General features: G+C 73.6%; 14 protein-coding genes. 9 read left to right on the top strand and 5 right to left on the bottom strand.

Features of this window, described 5'->3' with window-relative positions:
* Positions 1–142 precede the first annotated feature (142 nt).
* Entirely contained in the window at positions 143–1,495 is a 1,353-nt protein-coding gene (locus tag ACIQ9P_RS22335; protein WP_402358715.1) for an L-serine ammonia-lyase, read from the bottom strand.
* A gap of 277 nt (positions 1,496–1,772) precedes the next feature.
* Between ACIQ9P_RS22335 and ACIQ9P_RS22330 the strand changes: the two genes are divergently transcribed.
* The 5 genes from ACIQ9P_RS22330 to ACIQ9P_RS22310 all read left to right on the top strand — a co-directional run bounded on the left by ACIQ9P_RS22330 (position 1,773) and on the right by ACIQ9P_RS22310 (position 7,473).
* Positions 1,773–2,744, top strand: coding sequence for a helix-turn-helix domain-containing protein (locus ACIQ9P_RS22330; RefSeq protein WP_402358712.1), 972 nt, complete (start codon positions 1,773–1,775; stop codon positions 2,742–2,744).
* Between the two features lie 118 nt (positions 2,745–2,862).
* Complete coding sequence (locus ACIQ9P_RS22325) at positions 2,863–4,071, top strand: S8 family peptidase (RefSeq protein ID WP_402358709.1); 1,209 nt, start codon at positions 2,863–2,865, stop codon at positions 4,069–4,071.
* A gap of 159 nt (positions 4,072–4,230) precedes the next feature.
* On the top strand, positions 4,231–5,112 hold the full coding sequence (locus ACIQ9P_RS22320; RefSeq protein ID WP_402358706.1) for an alkaline phosphatase family protein: 882 nt from the start codon (positions 4,231–4,233) through the stop codon (positions 5,110–5,112).
* A 1-nt stretch (position 5,113) separates the two neighbouring features.
* Positions 5,114–6,430 carry an MFS transporter gene (locus tag ACIQ9P_RS22315; RefSeq protein ID WP_402358703.1) on the top strand — a complete coding sequence of 439 codons (1,317 nt, stop codon included), beginning with the start codon at positions 5,114–5,116 and terminating at the stop codon, positions 6,428–6,430.
* The gene (locus ACIQ9P_RS22310) at positions 6,427–7,473 is read left to right on the top strand and encodes a TolB family protein (protein ID WP_402358700.1); all 1,047 of its coding nucleotides are present in this window, start codon (positions 6,427–6,429) and stop codon (positions 7,471–7,473) included. The genes ACIQ9P_RS22315 and ACIQ9P_RS22310 overlap by 4 nt, the downstream gene beginning before the upstream one ends.
* 318 nt (positions 7,474–7,791) lie before the next feature.
* Here ACIQ9P_RS22310 and ACIQ9P_RS22305 read toward each other — a convergent pair whose 3' ends face one another.
* A complete protein-coding gene (locus ACIQ9P_RS22305) occupies positions 7,792–8,508 on the bottom strand; it encodes a hypothetical protein (protein WP_402358697.1) in 717 nt (238 codons plus the stop codon).
* Positions 8,509–8,759: 251 nt separating this feature from the next.
* Between ACIQ9P_RS22305 and ACIQ9P_RS22300 the strand changes: the two genes are divergently transcribed.
* Entirely contained in the window at positions 8,760–10,157 is a 1,398-nt protein-coding gene (locus tag ACIQ9P_RS22300) for an alpha/beta fold hydrolase (protein ID WP_402358694.1), read from the top strand.
* A gap of 78 nt (positions 10,158–10,235) precedes the next feature.
* Here the strand turns inward: ACIQ9P_RS22300 and ACIQ9P_RS22295 are convergent, their stop codons facing one another.
* Complete coding sequence (locus ACIQ9P_RS22295) at positions 10,236–10,694, bottom strand: barstar family protein (RefSeq protein WP_402358691.1); 459 nt, start codon at positions 10,692–10,694, stop codon at positions 10,236–10,238.
* Between the two features lie 274 nt (positions 10,695–10,968).
* On the opposite strand from ACIQ9P_RS22295, the gene ACIQ9P_RS22290 reads away from it, so the two are divergent.
* Entirely contained in the window at positions 10,969–11,223 is a 255-nt protein-coding gene (locus ACIQ9P_RS22290) for a hypothetical protein (protein WP_402358688.1), read from the top strand.
* 262 nt (positions 11,224–11,485) lie between these two features.
* Here ACIQ9P_RS22290 and ACIQ9P_RS22285 read toward each other — a convergent pair whose 3' ends face one another.
* Positions 11,486–12,649, bottom strand: a complete 1,164-nt coding sequence (locus tag ACIQ9P_RS22285; protein WP_402358685.1) for a DNA gyrase subunit B — start codon at positions 12,647–12,649, stop codon at positions 11,486–11,488.
* Positions 12,650–13,052: 403 nt separating this feature from the next.
* Complete coding sequence (locus ACIQ9P_RS22280; protein WP_402358682.1) at positions 13,053–13,781, bottom strand: HAD family hydrolase; 729 nt, start codon at positions 13,779–13,781, stop codon at positions 13,053–13,055.
* Positions 13,782–14,195: 414 nt separating this feature from the next.
* Between ACIQ9P_RS22280 and hemB the strand changes: the two genes are divergently transcribed.
* Complete coding sequence (gene hemB / locus ACIQ9P_RS22275; protein ID WP_402358679.1) at positions 14,196–15,173, top strand: porphobilinogen synthase; 978 nt, start codon at positions 14,196–14,198, stop codon at positions 15,171–15,173.
* Positions 15,174–15,346: 173 nt separating this feature from the next.
* Positions 15,347–16,045 (top strand): hypothetical protein, encoded by a 699-nt coding sequence (locus tag ACIQ9P_RS22270; protein WP_402358676.1) that lies wholly within the window; start codon positions 15,347–15,349, stop codon positions 16,043–16,045.
* Positions 16,046–16,152 lie beyond the last annotated feature (107 nt).

Here is a 16,152-nt window from a genome sequence, read left to right as displayed (position 1 = left end):
GCGGCGTCCGGCGACCACCTGGAACCTCGTCGGCAACGGGCCGTGACGACCTCGGTCCAGCGATACCTCGGGCCCGGCGGTCGGACACCGACTACCGGCAGGGCTCCGTGAACCCTTGGCACGGAGCAGAACCGAGACTTCGTCAGCAGCGCGGGACGTGGAGGGCGAGGCCGCCGCGCGAGGTCTCCTTGTACTTGCTCTTCATGTCGGCGCCGGTGTCGCGCAGGGTGCGGATGGCCGCGTCGAGGGGGACGAGGTGGCGGCCGTCGCCGTTGAGGGCCAGCCGGGAGGCGGTGACGGCCTTGACGCCGCCGATGGCGTTGCGCTCGATGCAGGGGATCTGGACCAGGCCGGCCACCGGGTCGCAGGTGAGGCCGAGGTGGTGTTCCAGGGCGATCTCGGCGGCGTTCTCGACCTGACCCGGAGTACCGCCCAGGACCTCGGTGAGGCCGGCGGCGGCCATGGCGGCGGCGGTGCCGACCTCGCCCTGACAGCCGACCTCCGCGCCGGAGATGGAGGCGTTGCGCTTGACCAGGATGCCGATGGCGGCGGCGGCGAGCAGGAACCGGACGGTGCCCTCCTCGTCGGCGCCGGGGGTGGACCGGTGGTAGTGGTGCAGGACGGCGGGGACGATGCCGGCGGCGCCGTTGGTGGGGGCGGTGACCACGCGGCCACCGGCGGCGTTCTCCTCGTTGACGGCCAGGGCGTCGAGCGCGACCAGGTCCAGGGCGCGCAGCGGGTCGGCGGGTCGGCCGTCGGCGCGGACCAGGCGCCGGTGCAGGGCCGGGGCACGACGGGGGACGCCGAGACCCCCGGGCAGGGTGCCCCCGGTGCGGTGGCCGCGTTCGACACAGTCGCGCATGACCGCCCAGACGTGGAGCAGGTGGGCGCGGACCTCGGCCTCGGGGCGACGGGCGGTCTCGTTGGCCAGCACGAGGTCGCTGACGCGGCCGTCCCCGGCGAGGCGGAGCAGTTCCTCGGCATCGGAGAATGGTGCCGGAACGTCGGCCGGGCGGGCACCCCCGGCGGGTGCATCCCCGGCCTCGCCGAGCAGGAAGCCGCCGCCGACCGAGTAGGCCGTGCGCTCGGCCAGGACGGCGCCGCGGCGGCCGAGGGCGATGAAGGTCAGGGCGTTGGGATGGGCCGGCAGTGAACGCTCCGGGGACAGGACCAGACCGTGCCGGACGGTCGGACCGCCCGGCAGCCGGACCCGGCCCTCGGCCTCCATCCGGCGGAAGCGCTCCTCGGCGGTGGCGATGTCCACCGTCGCGGGTTCCTCCCCGGCCAGGCCGAGCAGGACGGCCCGGTCGGTGCCGTGCCCGCTGCAGGTGGCGGCGAGCGAGCCGAAGAGTTCGATCCGCACGGCCGTCACCCACGCCAGCAGGTCCTTCCGGTCGAGTTCCTGGACGAAGTGCCGGGCGGCGCGCATCGGGCCGACGGTGTGCGAGCTGGACGGTCCGATGCCGACGCGGAAGAGGTCGAACACGCTGATCAAGGGGACTCCATCAAGGCGGGCCGGGTGGACGGGCAGAGTGGACGAGCAGAGTGGACGGGCCGGGTGGACGGGCAGAGTGGGGCAGGGCGGCGGGGACGGGCGGCCGCGCCACCGGTCTACCGCCGACCGGCCGCACGCGGTGGCGATCACTCGCCAACGGCGTCGGCGGGCATCCGCCGTACCGCCCGGCTGGAAGCCGCCCCCGGGTCGTGCCACCATCCCGGGACGCGGCCGGTGGCGGTAGGCGCCCGGGCCGCCCGTCGCGGGAGGAACACGCATGGACGACGAGGACCTGCCGGCCCACCTGTGCCGGCTCGGCCTGACGCGCGGTGAAGCGGAGCTGTACGGGGCGCTGCTGGCCGCCGGCCCCGGGGGCCGCAGCGGGGTGACGGAGGGGCCTGCGGGAACCGGGCCGGAGCTGGCGCGGCTGCGGCGGCTGGGCCTGGTCACCGTCTCCACCACCGACGGGCGGCGGCACGTGCCGGTGGAGCCCACCGTGGCCCTGGAGCACCTGGCGCACAGCCGGGCCGCCGAGCTCCGTGCGGCGCAGCAGGCGGCGGTCAACGCCTACCGCGGGTGGCGGCGTTCGGCCGGCACGCAGCGCACGGAGGACCTGGTGGAGGTGGTCACCGGGGACTCCATCGTCGAGGCGATCGAGACCATCGAGGCGACGGCCGAGCAGGAGGTGCTGCGCTTCGACTCACCGCCCTACCACACCCACGGCGCGGCCAACCCGATCGAGATCGAGAACCTGCGCAAGGGCGTGGAGTACCGGGTCGTGTACTCCAAGTCCGCCGTGCAGCACACCGCCTACTACGCCGTGAACATCCAGCCCTCCATCGCGGCGGGAGAGCAGGCGCGGATCCTGCCCACCGTGCCGGTCAAACTGACCGTTTTCGACCGGCGGTTGGCGATCGTCTCGATGTCCTTCGTCGAGGCCGAGGTGAACGACTCGCTGCTGCTGGTGCACCCCTCCAGCCTGCTCTCCGCACTCACCGGCCTGTTCGAGACCTCCTGGCGGACCGCACTGCCGATGCACCTGGGAGGTCGGGTGCCCCCGGCTCTCAGCACGATCCAGCGGCGAATCGTCGAACTGCTGGCCACCGGGGTCACCGACGAGACCATCGCCGAGCTGCTCGGCATCAGCCGCCGCACCCTCTCGCGCCATCTGGAGCAGCTCAACTTCCGCGCGGGTTCGGTCACCCGCTTCCAGATGGCGCTGCACGCGGCGCGCAACGGGTGGATCTGACCGGCCGATCGCGGACGCCTGCGGTGGCGAGGTCTTGCCAGTGGCGGCGGGTGGCGCCCACGGCCCGGTGCCGGACGGTACTCCTGGTGGCCCCCGACGCACCCACCAGGAGCCCGACGTGCCCGAGTACCGTGAAGTCCGCCGTGCCCTCGTCCTCACCGCGGCCGCCGCCGGCCTCGCCGCGACGGTCGCCGCCGCACCGGCGCCCGTACCCCACGTCATTCCCGCACAGGAGCCCTCGGCCGGACGCTACGTGGTCGTGCTGCGCGACGGCCCGGCCGCCCCGGCCGCCGTCGCGGACCACCTGGCCCGCGTCCACGGCGGCACCGTGCGCGCCGTCTTCGACACCGCGCTGCGCGGCTACGCCGCCGAACTGACGGTCACTCAGGCACAGCGGGTCGCCGCCGACCCCGCCGTCGCCTCGGTCGAACAGGACGGCATCCACCACACTTCTGCGGAGGCGGCGAACGGCCTCTCCTCCACAGCGAGTTGGGGTCTCGACCGGGTCGACCAGCGCAGTCTCCCGCTGGACGGCGCCTACACCGCGCCCAACAACGGCGCCGACGTCACCGTCTACCTGGTCGACAGCGGACTGCGCACCACGCACACCCAGTTCGGCGGCCGGGCCCGGATCGGCGTGGACCTGGTCGGCGACGGCCGCAACGGTGCGGACTGTCTCGGGCACGGCACCCATGTCGCGGGAACGGTCGGCGGCAAGGACACCGGCGTGGCCAAGGGCGTGCGGCTGGTCTCCGTCCGGGTCACCCCGTGCGACAACTCCATCCCCACCTCCTCGATCATCTCCGCCGCCGACTGGATCACCAAGAACGCCGTCAAGCCGGCCGTGGTCAACATGAGCATCAACGGCGGCGTCAGCTCCGCCGAGGACAAGGCGATCCGCGCCTCGACAGCCTCCGGCGTCACCTGGGTGGTCTCCTCGGGCAACGGCAATGCGGACGCCTGCAAGAACTCGCCCGGCGACATCGCCGAGGCGGTGGTGGTGAACAACTCCACCTCCGACGACCAACGCCGGTCGGACTCGAACTGGGGCTCCTGCACCGACCTGTTCGCCCCGGGGACCGGCATCGTCTCGGCCTGGCACACCGACGACACGGCCACCCACTCGCTGACCGGCACCTCGATGGCCGCACCGCACGTCGCGGGCGCCGCCGCGCTCTACCTCTCCGCGCACCCGAGGGCCACCCCCGCGCAGGTGCAGGAGGCACTGGTCCGGGCCGCCACCACCGACAGGATCGGCAAGGCCGGCAGCAATACGCCCAACCGCCTGTTGTACGTGCGCCCGCTGGGCGACAACCCGACCCCGTGACGGCCGAGCTCCGCCGCCAGCGTCCGCCGCCCACGTCCGCCGCCCACGCGACCGTGCGGCAGCCCGACCCCCACCCGCACGACCGCACGACCGTGCGGCAGCCCGTCCGCCCCGCGGCCGTACGGCAGTCCGACCCCCACCCTCACTCAGGAGATCAGCATGTCCAGCGGAACCCCCCTCGGCACGAGGAAGACCCTCGCGCTCTCCGCGGCCCTGACGGCCACCCTCGCCACCGCCCTCGCCACCACCGGCTCCGGCCCCGCCTCGGCCGCGGCCGCCTTCCCGCGCCCGGACCACGTCGTGGTCGTCGTGATGGAGAACCACGCCTACAAGCAGATCATCGGCAGCAGCAACGCTCCCTACATCAACTCCCTGGCCACCGGAGGCGCCGTCCTGAAGGCTTCCTACGGCATCACCCACCCCAGCCAGCCCAACTACTTCGCCCTCTTCTCCGGCGGCACCCAGGGCATCACCGGCGACGGCTGCTACTCGGTCGGGTCGATGTCCGCCGCCAACCTGGGCTCCGAGCTCGTCGCGGCCGGCCGGACCTGGGGCAGCTACAACGAGTCCCTCCCCAGCGAGGGCTCCACCACCTGCAAGAACGGCAAGTACGCCCAGAAGCACAACCCCTGGTTCGCCTTCAAGAACGTGCCCGCGAAGTCGGGCCACACCTTCGCCCAGTTCCCCACCGACTTCACCGCACTGCCCACCGTCTCCTTCGTGGTCCCCAACCTCTGCAACGACATGCACGACTGCGGCGTCGGCACCGGTGACGGCTGGATCAGGAGCAACCTCGCCGCGTACGCCGACTGGGCCAAAACCCACAACAGCCTGCTCGTCGTCACCTACGACGAGGACGACCGCAACAGCGGCAACCAGATCCCCACCGTGCTCTACGGACAACCCGTCAAGGCCGGGAGCGCGCCCACCACCAAGTACAACCACTACCACCTCCTGCGCACCCTGGAGGACCTCGCCGGGCTCACCACCCACGCCGGCAAGGCCGCCGAGGTCGGCGACATCACGGGCATCTGGAACTGACGTGTACCTCGCGGACAGCCGCCGCCAGGCACGCCCGTCCGCCGACGCCGCCCCGGCCCTCGCGCCGGGGCGGCCCGCGCGGACCACCGCCACCCGGATCGCCCCCACCGTGCTGGCCCTCGGCACGGTCAGCCTGATCACCGACGTCTCCTCCGAGATGGTCACCGCCGTCCTCCCGCTCTACCTGGTCACCGCGCTGGGCGTCTCCCCGCTCGGCTTCGGCGTCCTCGACGGCGTGTTCAACGGCGCCTCCGCCACCCTTCGCCTGCTCGGCGGCCTCCTCGGCGACCGGGCCGGCGGACACCACAAGACCGTCGCCACCCTCGGCTACGGCCTCTCCGCGCTCTGCCGCCCGGCCCTCCTGCTGGTGCGCACCGCCCCGCTGATCGGCCTGGTACTGGCGGTCGACCGGGTCGGCAAGGGCCTGCGCACCGCGCCCCGGGACGCGATGATCTCCCTCGCCACCCCACCCGAACGGCGTGGCCGAGCCTTCGGCGTGCACCGCGCGATGGACACCGCCGGAGCGCTCACCGGCCCCCTGCTCGCCTTCCTCGTCCTGCGCGGCGCCCCCGGCGGCTTCCACGCCGTCTTCACCGTCAGCTCCTACGTCGCGGCGCTCGGCGTACTGGTCCTGGTCCTGCTCGTCCCCGGCCGCGGGCTGCGCCCGGCCGCGGCACCGACGGCCCGGCCCCGGGCGCACGGGCTGCTGCGACTGCCGGCCCTGCGGCGGACCACCGCATGCGCGGCCCTGCTCGGACTCGCCACCGTCAGCGACTCGTTCCTCTACCTCCTGCTCCAGCGGCGGCTCGAACTGCCGCTCGCCTGGTTCCCACTGCTGCCGCTGGGCACCGCCGCCGTCTACCTGACGCTGGCCGTCCCGCTCGGCGTGCTCGCCGACCGGATCGGGCGCCGACGGATGTTCGTGCTCGGGCACGGCGCGCTGCTGGCCGCCTACGGACTCCTGCTCGCCCGGCCCGGCGGCGGCCCGTCGACGACTGCGACGGCGACGGCCGGTACGGTCCTGCTGCTGCACGGGCTCTTCTACGCCGCGACCGACGGTGTGCTGGCCGCCGTCGCGGCGGGCTCCGTCCCCGAGCACCGACAGGGCGCCGGACTCGCCCTCGTCGGCACCGGCCAGGCCGCCGGCCGCTTCGCCTGCTCCCTCGCCGTCGGCGCGCTCTGGAGCCGCTGGGGCGACACCGCCGCACTCGCCGTCATGACCGCCGCCCTCACCACCGCCGTCGCGGCAGCCGCCGCCCTACTGCGCCCGGCATTCGGCCGCCCGTCCCCCGACCGACAGGAGTCCGAGGATTCATGACCTTCCGTCGAAGACTGCTCGTGCTGTTCAGCGCCGCCTCCGTCCTGCTCGCGGCCGCGGCCCTGACCGTGCTGCACGCCGGTGACCGGGCCCACGACGCCGCCCGCCGCGCGGGCCGGGACGGCCCACCGGTCAGGGCCGGCGCCGTCACCCTCGGGCCGCAGCGCGGCGGACCGCAGCTGGTCTTCCGCTCCATGCTCTGGGGCGACCAGCGCGACCACCTCGCCACCGTCCCCCTCGCCGACCTCGTCCGCACCGCCGACCCCGCCGCCGCACGGACCGTCGCCGCCCCCGCCTGCCTGCGCTTCCACGCCGCCGCCGGCACCGGCATCTGCCTCCAGGCGGACCACAACCTGCTCGGCGACAGCTACCGGGCCGTCGTCCTCGACGCCGGCCTGAAGGAGGTGCGCCGCTACGACCTGGCCGGAATCCCCACCCGGGCCCGGGTCTCCCCCTCCGGCCACCTGATCGCCTGGACGGTCTTCGTCGGCGGCGACTCCTACGCGGGCACGGACTTCTCCACCCGCACCTCCGTCCTGGACACCCGCACCTGGACCCTCCAGGAGAACCTGGAGACCTACGCCGTCACCCTGGACGGCCACCCCCACCACGCCGCCGACACCAACATCTGGGGCGTCACCTTCACCGACGACCGCACCTTCCACGTCACCCTCGCCACCGGGGGCCGCACCTGGCTGGCCGCCGGGGACACCGTCGCGCACACCCTCACCACCCTGCACGGCAACGTCGAGTGCCCCTCCCTCTCACCCGACGGCACCCGCATCGCCTACAAGAAGCGCGTCCCGGGTCTCCCCGAGGACGCCCCCTGGCAGCTCTTCGTCCTCGACCTCGCCACCATGGCCGAGACCCCGACCGCCGAACGGCGCGCCCTCGACGACCAGGCGCTGTGGCTGGACGACCGCACCCTCGCCTACGCCCTCCCCGGCGACGACGGCACCGACCTGTGGACCGTCCCCGCCGACGGCACCGGCGACCCCACCCTGCTCGCCCGCGCCGCACTGGCCCCGGCCGTGGTCTCCTGACCCCCCCGCCCGGAGCGGGAGTCCGACAGCGCCCGCCCGCCGGAGCGTCCTCCGACGCGCACCGCGCGCCGCCGGGCGTCGACGGGCTTCGGCGGGCGTCGGCGGGCGTCGGCGGGAAGGTCCTCGCCGACGCCCCGCCCTCACCGTGTCAGCAGGTGGTCGGCTTCGGCCCGACCTCGTCGGCGAGGAGGTCGAGGTCGAGGTCGACACCGAGCCGCGCGCCGTCGAGCGCGCGAAGAAGCCGCAGACCCGTCGGCGGCGCACCGTGAAGGCCGTCGCCTCGCCGCGCGGCTGTCCGGGAAGGGATGTGTGCCGCTGTCAGTCCTGCTCCAGCCCCGGGTAGTAACCGCGTTGGTAGGTCGACAGGTCGAAGATCGCCAACTGGCCCGCGCCCCGGCAGACGGGGCAGACCTTCCTCGTGGCACATTCCCCGCACCGGCTCCTGCGGTCGGACCCGCCGGGCGTGCGCAGGACCCACCCGCGACCGCCGCACCCCGGGCAGCGCCCCGCGCCGTCGCACTCGTAGCACAGGACGTAACCGGGCGTGGGGGTCTCCGGCGCTCGCTCCGGCTCCGGCGCTGTCGCCGGCTCCGGCCCTGTCACCGGTCGCCCGGCCGGTTGTGGCGCGCGCAGCAATATGGCCGGGGTCCGCCCCCGGAACGCCACGGCGGGCGTGTCGTCGCTCGTCAGGATCCGGACGGTGCTGCCGTCCCGCTGCGCGAGAACCACCGTCCACAGCCTCCCGTCGTCGTCCTCCTGCGACACCGTGACCTCCCAACCCGCCGCGCTGAGCAGGGAGACCGCGCGGGAGGCCGTGCCGGCAGCGGTGGCGCGCGCCGGACGGTTGCCCTGGTACGTCGCCGAGCGGTGGTAGCGGGAAGGATCTCCGCCTTCGGCGACCTTCGGCTCGCCGAAGGCCAGTCGGCGAAGGTGGACACGAACGGTCAGATCGGTGATCAGCACGACCATCTGCCCGCGCAGCGACCGGGCCAGCCGGTCCAGTTCCTCCCGCGCCGCCCTCGACGTTCCGTCCATACCGACCCCCTGAACGGGAACGTAACACAGCGCTGCCCCTCCCGACCGGGGCCGGTTCGGGCTCTCGTCCACCGAAGGCGGGACGGTCGTGCCCGCGTTCCGGGGCCGTTCGGGTTCCGGTCGGCGGGTCCCCGTCGCGTCGCGCACCGATCGGGGGCCGCCGGCGTGGGTCCAGGGGCAGGCTGCAACCGTCGCCGGGTCGCAGCACGGGCCCGGCATCCGGACGATCGGACGTCGGAAGGACGACCAGTATGACGAGCATGCGGGGGCGCGCCGCCGCGCTGTTGAGCGCTGTGACGGTGGTCGCCGGGAGCGCGCTGACCGGTCCTTCGACCGGGTTCGCCGCCGCGGCCGGAGCGGCCGGCGTCGGGGGCGGGATCACCGGGCAGGCGCCCTGCCCGCAGGCTCCCCGGTTCATCTGCGGGACCCTCACCGTCCCGTTCGACCACAGCGGCGCCGCGCCCGGCACCCTCGGTCTCCGGGTGGCCGTCACCGGCAACACCACGGCGCCCAGGGGCGACCTGCTGTTCCTCACCGGCGGGCCCGGCCAGCCAGGCGTCCCGGCGATCGAACGGACGGCGGGCAGACTGGAGCCCGTCCTCAAGGACTACCGCCTGGTGATGTTCGACCAGCGCGGCACCGGCGAGGGCGCGCTCCAGTGCCCCGGTCTCCAGGAGGACATGGGGTCCTCCGACCTCGCCGTGCCGCGCAGGCAGTCGATCGCCGACTGCGCCGCCGCGCTCGGCCCGGACGCCCGTCACTACAGCACGGCGGACACCGTCGCCGACATCGACCTGCTGCGCCGGGCCCTCGGCGCCCGGCGCCTGACCCTGGACGGGGTCTCGTACGGAAGCTTCGTCGCCGAGCGGTACGCGCTCGCGCACCCGGCGCGGGTGGCGCGGCTGGTCCTCGACTCGGTGGTGCCGCAGCAGGGCTTCGACCCCCTCGACCTGGCCCCGCTGCCCGCGACCGCCCGGGTGCTGCGCGCCGCCTGCCGGGCCACCGGCTGCACCACCGACCCGGCCGCCGACCTCGCCGCCACCGTCCGGCGCTACGGCAACGGGGCGCGGATCCTCGCCGCGCTCACCGGCTACGAGTTCGTCGACCCGGACTACGGCGGGGTCCCGGATATCCTGCACGAGGCCGCCGCCGGGCGGCCCGAAAGGCTCCTGGAGTTCTTCGAGTCCGTCCACCGGGAGGTCGACGCCGCCACGGCCGAGGAACTCAGCCAGGGGCTGCACTCCGCCGCCCTGTGCGCCGACTCGCGCTTCCCCTGGGGCACCACCGACACCCCCGTCACCGGCCGCGCGGCGGCGTTGGAGCACGCCCGCGAGCGGCTCACGGCCGAACAGACCTGGCCGTACGACGCCGCGACCGCGACCGGGCTCGGCAGCATGCTGGTCTGCCTCCACTGGCCGCGCCAACAGGTACCGCCGGCCCCACCGGAGCACCAACGGCTGCCGGACGTGCCGGTACTGCTGCTCGGCGGCGACCGGGACCTCTCCACGCCGTACGAATTGATCTACGAACAGGCCGAGGCGGCGCACAGCCCGCAGATCGTGATCGTCCCCGGCGCGGCCCACTCGGTGCAGAACCGGGCCGAGAACCCGGCCGGCCGACAGGCGGTCCACGACTTCCTGCTGCGGTAGTGGGAGTCACCCGTGGGCACCGGTCGCGTCCCCTGCGGCCCGCTGCCCGGACGCGCGGGCGCGGCACGCGCGGAGCCGCTACAGGAGTACGGTCCGAATGCCTGCCCCGGCGAGGACGTCGAGGACGTCGGCGAACAGGTCGCGGGGAGCGCCTCCGGGCCCGAGGGTGTGGGACAGGTGCGTGCGGGCGACGTCGGCGTCCCGCCAGCGGACGGTCGCGGGAGCAGTGCATCCGTAGCCCCCGCGCAGGCAGTCGACCAGGGCGTCCAGGCCCCCGCCGAAGTAGCCGCCCGGTCCGTTCACCGCTTCGCCGAGGGCCAGGTAGAGGCCGGGCCGGTCGGTGATGTGCCGGCCGTCGAGTTCGTAGGTGCGACCGGCCGGCCGGTCGGGGTGCGTGCGCCGACAGGCCCGGTCGCGGCCGAGGCCCAGCCAGACCTCACGACCACGGGTGTCGAGGCGGGCCCAGGCCCCCGGGGCCTCCGGCGGTCCGGCGGTCCGGCGGTCCGGCGAACCACTGTTCCCAGACGGGCCGGGCATGGGCGGCGACGGGTGCGCCGAGGCCGCCGTCGAGTTCCAGGTCGATCAGGCCCGACCCGCGGGAGGACGGCTGCCATGCCACGATCCTGGCCCTCATCGACAGGTCGGTGAGCCACTCTCCGCGGTCGTCCCGGACCTCCAGGACGGCGTGGTCCAGGTCCCGTGCGGAGCGCGTGCCCCGTGCGAGGCGCGCGCGGAGCCCCCCGCTCGGCGCGAGCCCTCCGAGCACGAGCGGGACCGGCGGGTGCCGCACCGGCAGGACCCGGGTGAATTCGTGGCAGGACCCCAGCCATCGGCGCCCGTCGTGGAGGCGGACGCGACCCCGGTGACCCTCGGGCGGGCCCTCGTGCTCGTCCAGGCCGGTGACCAGCAGACCGCCCCGGCCCGGGTCGTGTTCGAGCGTCCGGGCGTCCTCCAGCAGCCAGGGATCGAGCCCTCGCCGTCCGGCACCAGCCACACGCTGCGGCCGGCCCAAGCACGCGGCCCAGTGCCCTCGGCAGTCCATCCGAACAGCTCGTACGTCGCGTAGTGTGGCTCGCCGAACAGGCCCTCCGCTTCGGCACAGACGCCCCAGGAACGGCCGCCGCCGCTCTCGACCAGCGCGAACCGCTCCTGATGACGCTCTGCATTCTGCACGGTGCGCATCATGCCCTGTCACCTGCCGCTCGGGAGCGCGGGTCTCCGGGCGCCCGCCGTCGGCGCGCGCCGACGGCGCACGACGACGGGCACACCGGCCGGGCCCGGGCCGGAAGCGACTCCGGCCCGGGCTCCGGCGGTCCGACGTGCGGCTGTCAGTCGCGAGTGGCCGCCGGAATCCGGGCGAGGACGGCCGCCGCCCGTGCCGGGTCCTCGCGGAGCCAGGTGGTCACATGCTCCCGGACGGCCTCGGCGACGCAGGCGCGGACGGGTGCGTTGCCGAGGCGGTCGCGGACGGCACCCTCGAACTCGGGCCGGTCGAGCTTGACCGACACGATGGCCGTCAGGCCCGCGCCGAACCGGTCGGGCGTGAGGTCGGGGTCGGAGGGGGCAAGCAGGCCCCGCTCCCGGGCACAGGCGGTGAGCGCGGCCGTCAGGCCGTCGCGGAAGCCGAGCTCGTGGGTGCCGCCGCCGAGGGTAGGACGGCTGTTGGCGTAGCTGCTGACCCGCTCGTCGCCGGAGTCGGACCAGCTCAGGGCCACTTCCACGGTGCCCTCCATCCCGGGGCGCTCGCACTCGAAGGCGAGCACGTCCGGGTGGGGCCGGGCGCTCCGTCCCACGGTCCGGTCGATCCAGTCCCTTGCTCCGCCCGGGAAGCGGAACTGGACGGCCCTGGGCGCGCCGGAGTCGCGCTCGTCGGTCAGGGTGATGTCCAAGTCACGGTTCAGGAAGGCCAGTTCCCTGAAGTGGTCGGCCAGCGTGTCGAACGAGAACGTCAGCGTCTCGAAGATCTCGGCATCGGGCCAGAAGGTGATCACGGTGCCGCTGCCGCCGTCGGCCGGACCGGTGCTGGCGGGAGTCGCGACCCGCACACCCCTCTCGTACTCCTGGGCCCACCGGGCTCCGTCGCACCGGGTCTCCGCCGTCAGACGGCTCGACAGGGCGTTGACGACGGCCAGGCCCACCCCGGCGAACCCGGCGGACAGCGACCGTCGGCCGGCGCGCGGCACTCCGCACAGAAGCACCCTCAAGCACTCCTCCAGCGTGGGCCCGTCCCCGCGGCCCCCGTCGCCCACCGGGTAGCCCCCGCCGTCGTCGGCGATCCGGACCCCGCCGTCGGCGGTGAGGGTGATCCCGACCCGGCCGGCGGTGCCGCCGAGGATCTCGTGCAGCGCCGGTTCGGCGGCCTCGAACACGAGGTGATGGAGCCCCCGTTCGCCGACCGATCCGACGTACATCCCGGGCCGCTTCCGGACGGCTTCAAGGCCCTCCAGCACCACGATCACGCTGGCGTCGTACGGATTCGATTCCTCGCTCATGATGTCCCCTCCGAGGTGTCCGACAGAGCTCCCCCAGCCTAGGAGATTTCCGAGAAAACACCAGGTCAGGACGGTTATGGCGAGGTCGCGAACGGGCTTCTGGAGGGCCGGTTCGAGCGATCGGACGGAACGGGTCCGGGCGGACGCGGCAGGGCTGCCACGACCCCTTGGGGGCCCGTGCAGGCGCCGTTCCGGGTGGCCGCAGGACCACGAGTTCAAGGAATTTCCGCGCGGCAGTTCGTCGACCGTCGGCCACCGCGCACGCCGGGCGCGGCGGACCCATGGACACGGCTCCGTCGGCCTCTACCGACGGCACGGGGAGAGCCCGGCGGCGAGCGTGAACCGTCCCGGGGCGGGTTCGGGCCTTAACCCGTCTGAAGGCCCGAACCCGCGACCGAGGGCGTCATACAGCACGATCTGGTACGCGGAGCGGTTGAGGATCCGCAGCAGCCGATGCCCACGCGGCGTCCCGGCTCTCCCTGGACCCGTACGCGCCGAGTACAGAGATGTCGAGGTCCTTGAGGGACTCCAGTACCAGCGTGGCAATCGCAAAGCGGGGATCGCAGCGATCAGCGGCCTCGGGAACGGCGATGACCCTCATCTGGGCCGACACGCCGGCGAGGACGCCGTTGAACGAGTCCTCGAGCACAATGCATTCGTCGGGTGACGCGCCGAGGGCGGCGGCTGCGCGGAGATAGGCGCCCGGGTGGGGCTTGCCGTGTTCGTCGTCCTCGGCCGAGAACACGGCATCGAAGGATCGGTCGAGGCCGGTGCTCGCGAGCGCAGCCCGAATCACCGACTCGGGCGAGGACGACACGACGGCCATCGCCCTCGATGCACGCGCGCACGCCGCGACGGCCTGTTCGGCGCCAGGTTTCAGCGCCACCCCCTCAAGCCGACGGCACACGGCGGCCACGATCTGCCGCTCGACCTCGTCGGGGTCGGCTTGAACGATGGTCCGATCGAACCAATAGGCCACCATGTCCCTCTGCCGCAGCCCGCGCGTCGCCGCCTGCATCTCCGCTGTGAGGTGCAGGCCGAGTGGGCCGAACACTTCACGCTTTGCCGCGTCCCAGACCGGCTCGGAGTCGATCAGAAGGCCATCCAGGTCGAACAGGACAGTCGGTTGCATCGGTTGGTGCTCTTTTCGTTGACGATCAGGCGAGGACGGGACGATCCGCTGCCCCGCCGTGCATGAGCCGATAGTGCTGTGGTCGAAGACCCTGCTCGACAGCACCTCGCCATGCCGGCCGCATGCCTGAACCGCGGAAACCCGCCGATCAAATGCGGTACGACAACGGCTTCCGACATCTCATCCACCCGCACACGGTAGTACGGCGCGGCACCGACGCCACCGACAGCGAGCCGCGGAAAGGCCGTCGGCTCCTGAGCGGCCACACGGCGCACGGTCGCGAACGGCAGCCGGCCCTGACCTGCGGCGGTCCACCCTCAAGGCCGAACTCCGTTACCGCGCGCGGGTGATGGGTACCGGCCGGCCGCCGGGGCGGTCGTAGGCTGAAGTGCAGTCGACCCCGAGGAGGACATCGTGTTTCCGGAACAGCGCCCGCGACGACTTCGGCGCACGCCCGCCCTGCGACGCCTGGTCGCCGAGACCTCCTTGGAGCCGCGCCACCTGGTGCTGCCCATGTTCGTCAAGGAGGGCGCCACCGAACCGGTTCCGATCGGCCCGATGCCCGGCGTCGTCCAGCACACCCGCGATTCCCTGCGCAAAGCGGTGGTCGAAGCCGTGGACGCCGGGGTCGGCGGGGTGATCCTCTTCGGGATTCCGCTGGAGTACGACGCGGACGGCTCCCGCGGCCTCGACCCCGACGGCGTGCTCAACACGGCGCTGCGCGACGTGCGGGCCGAGGTGGGCGACGAGACGGTGATCATCGGCGACGTCTGCATCGACGAGTTCACCGAGCACGGCCACTGCGGGGTGCTCGACGAGCAGGGCCGGGTGGACAACGACCGCACGCTGCGGATCTACGCCGAGATGGCCGTGGCGCAGGTCGAGGCCGGGGCGCACGTCGTCGCGCCGAGCGGCATGATGGACGGCCAGGTGGCCGTGATCCGGGCCGCGCTGGACCGGGCGGGGTACGCCGGGGCGGCCGTACTCGCCTACGCGGTCAAGTACGCGTCCGCCTTCTACGGGCCGTTCCGGGAGGCGGTCGACTCCCAGCTCGTCGGCGACCGCAGGACCTATCAGCAGGACCCGGCCAATGCCCGGGAGGGCCTGCGGGAGGCCCGGCTGGACCTCGCCGAGGGCGCCGACATCATCATGGTCAAGCCGGCCGGCGCGTACCTCGACGTCCTCCGGACCGTCAGGGACATCGCGGACGTGCCCGTCGCCGCCTACCAGGTCTCCGGCGAGTACGCGATGGTCGAGGCCGCGGCGGCGAACGGCTGGATCGACCGCGACCGCGCGATCCTGGAGTCGCTCACCGGGATCCGCCGCGCGGGCGCCGACATCGTGCTCACCTACTGGGCGACCGAGGCCGCCGAGTGGCTGAACCGGCGCTGAGGAGGGCACGGCACCGGCCATGGCGGCGGGCCGCCGTCGTGAAGGTCTGACGGCGGAAGTTCGTGGCGCCGTCTGCCGACGAGCGTCGGCGTCCCGCCCGCCACCGGTTCCGGCCCCGCGTGTCGCGCGGCGGAACACGGCGCCGATCGCGGCCGGTGAGGTCAGAATGAGGCATGCGAGCAAGCCCCGGCCCGGCCGGACCGTCCCCGGTGGCGCCCGGTCGGGACGCTGTGCGCGGGGAGCACTGGTGGCCGGTGGCGTCGGCGGTGGCGAGTGCCGGGCTGCTGCACGTGGCGCTGCCCGCGACGTACCGGGCGAACCCGGTCTGGGTGGTTCCGGCCGTGATGTTCACGCTGCTGGTGGCGCTGGTCGTCGGCGATCCGGGGCGGATCGACCGTCGGAAGGTATGGCTGCGGGTGGTCACCGAGACCGTCATCGCCTTCATCACCGCCTCGAACCTCTACGCCGGGATCCACCTGGTGTCGGACATCCTGACCAACAACAAGCTGTTCGCCGACAACGCCACCGGTCTGCTGGCCACCGGTGGCGTGACCTGGGTGACGAACGTGATCGCCTTCGCGCTCTGGTACTGGGACCTGGACCGCGGCGGCGCCGCAGCCCGCGCCCACCGGCCCGCCCGGGCGCCGGCGTTCGTCTTCCCCGAGATGCAGTACCCGGCCCATGTGTCGGCCGACTGGGTGCCCCGCTTCGCCGACTACCTGTCGCTGTCGTTCTGGACGGCGACCGCGTTCAGCCCGACCGACGTCTCCGCGATCAGGCCGTGGGCGAAACTGCTGATGATGGTCGAGGCCGCGACCTCCCTGATCGTGGCGACGCTGGTGATCGCCCGCGCGATCAACATCCTGCAGTGAGGGGCCGGTCGCAGTCCCCCGTCCTCATGAACTCCCAGTTCTCCGGGCCCACCGCCGCGTGTCATTGCTTCTCCGCAGGTGGCGTGCGTCATGCGGCCGATTCGTGA

The sequence above is a fragment of the Kitasatospora sp. NPDC094019 genome, from assembly GCF_044764505.1.
Classification (GTDB): Bacteria; Actinomycetota; Actinomycetes; order Streptomycetales; family Streptomycetaceae; genus Kitasatospora.
This window is presented reverse-complemented; position numbering and strand designations above follow the sequence as displayed.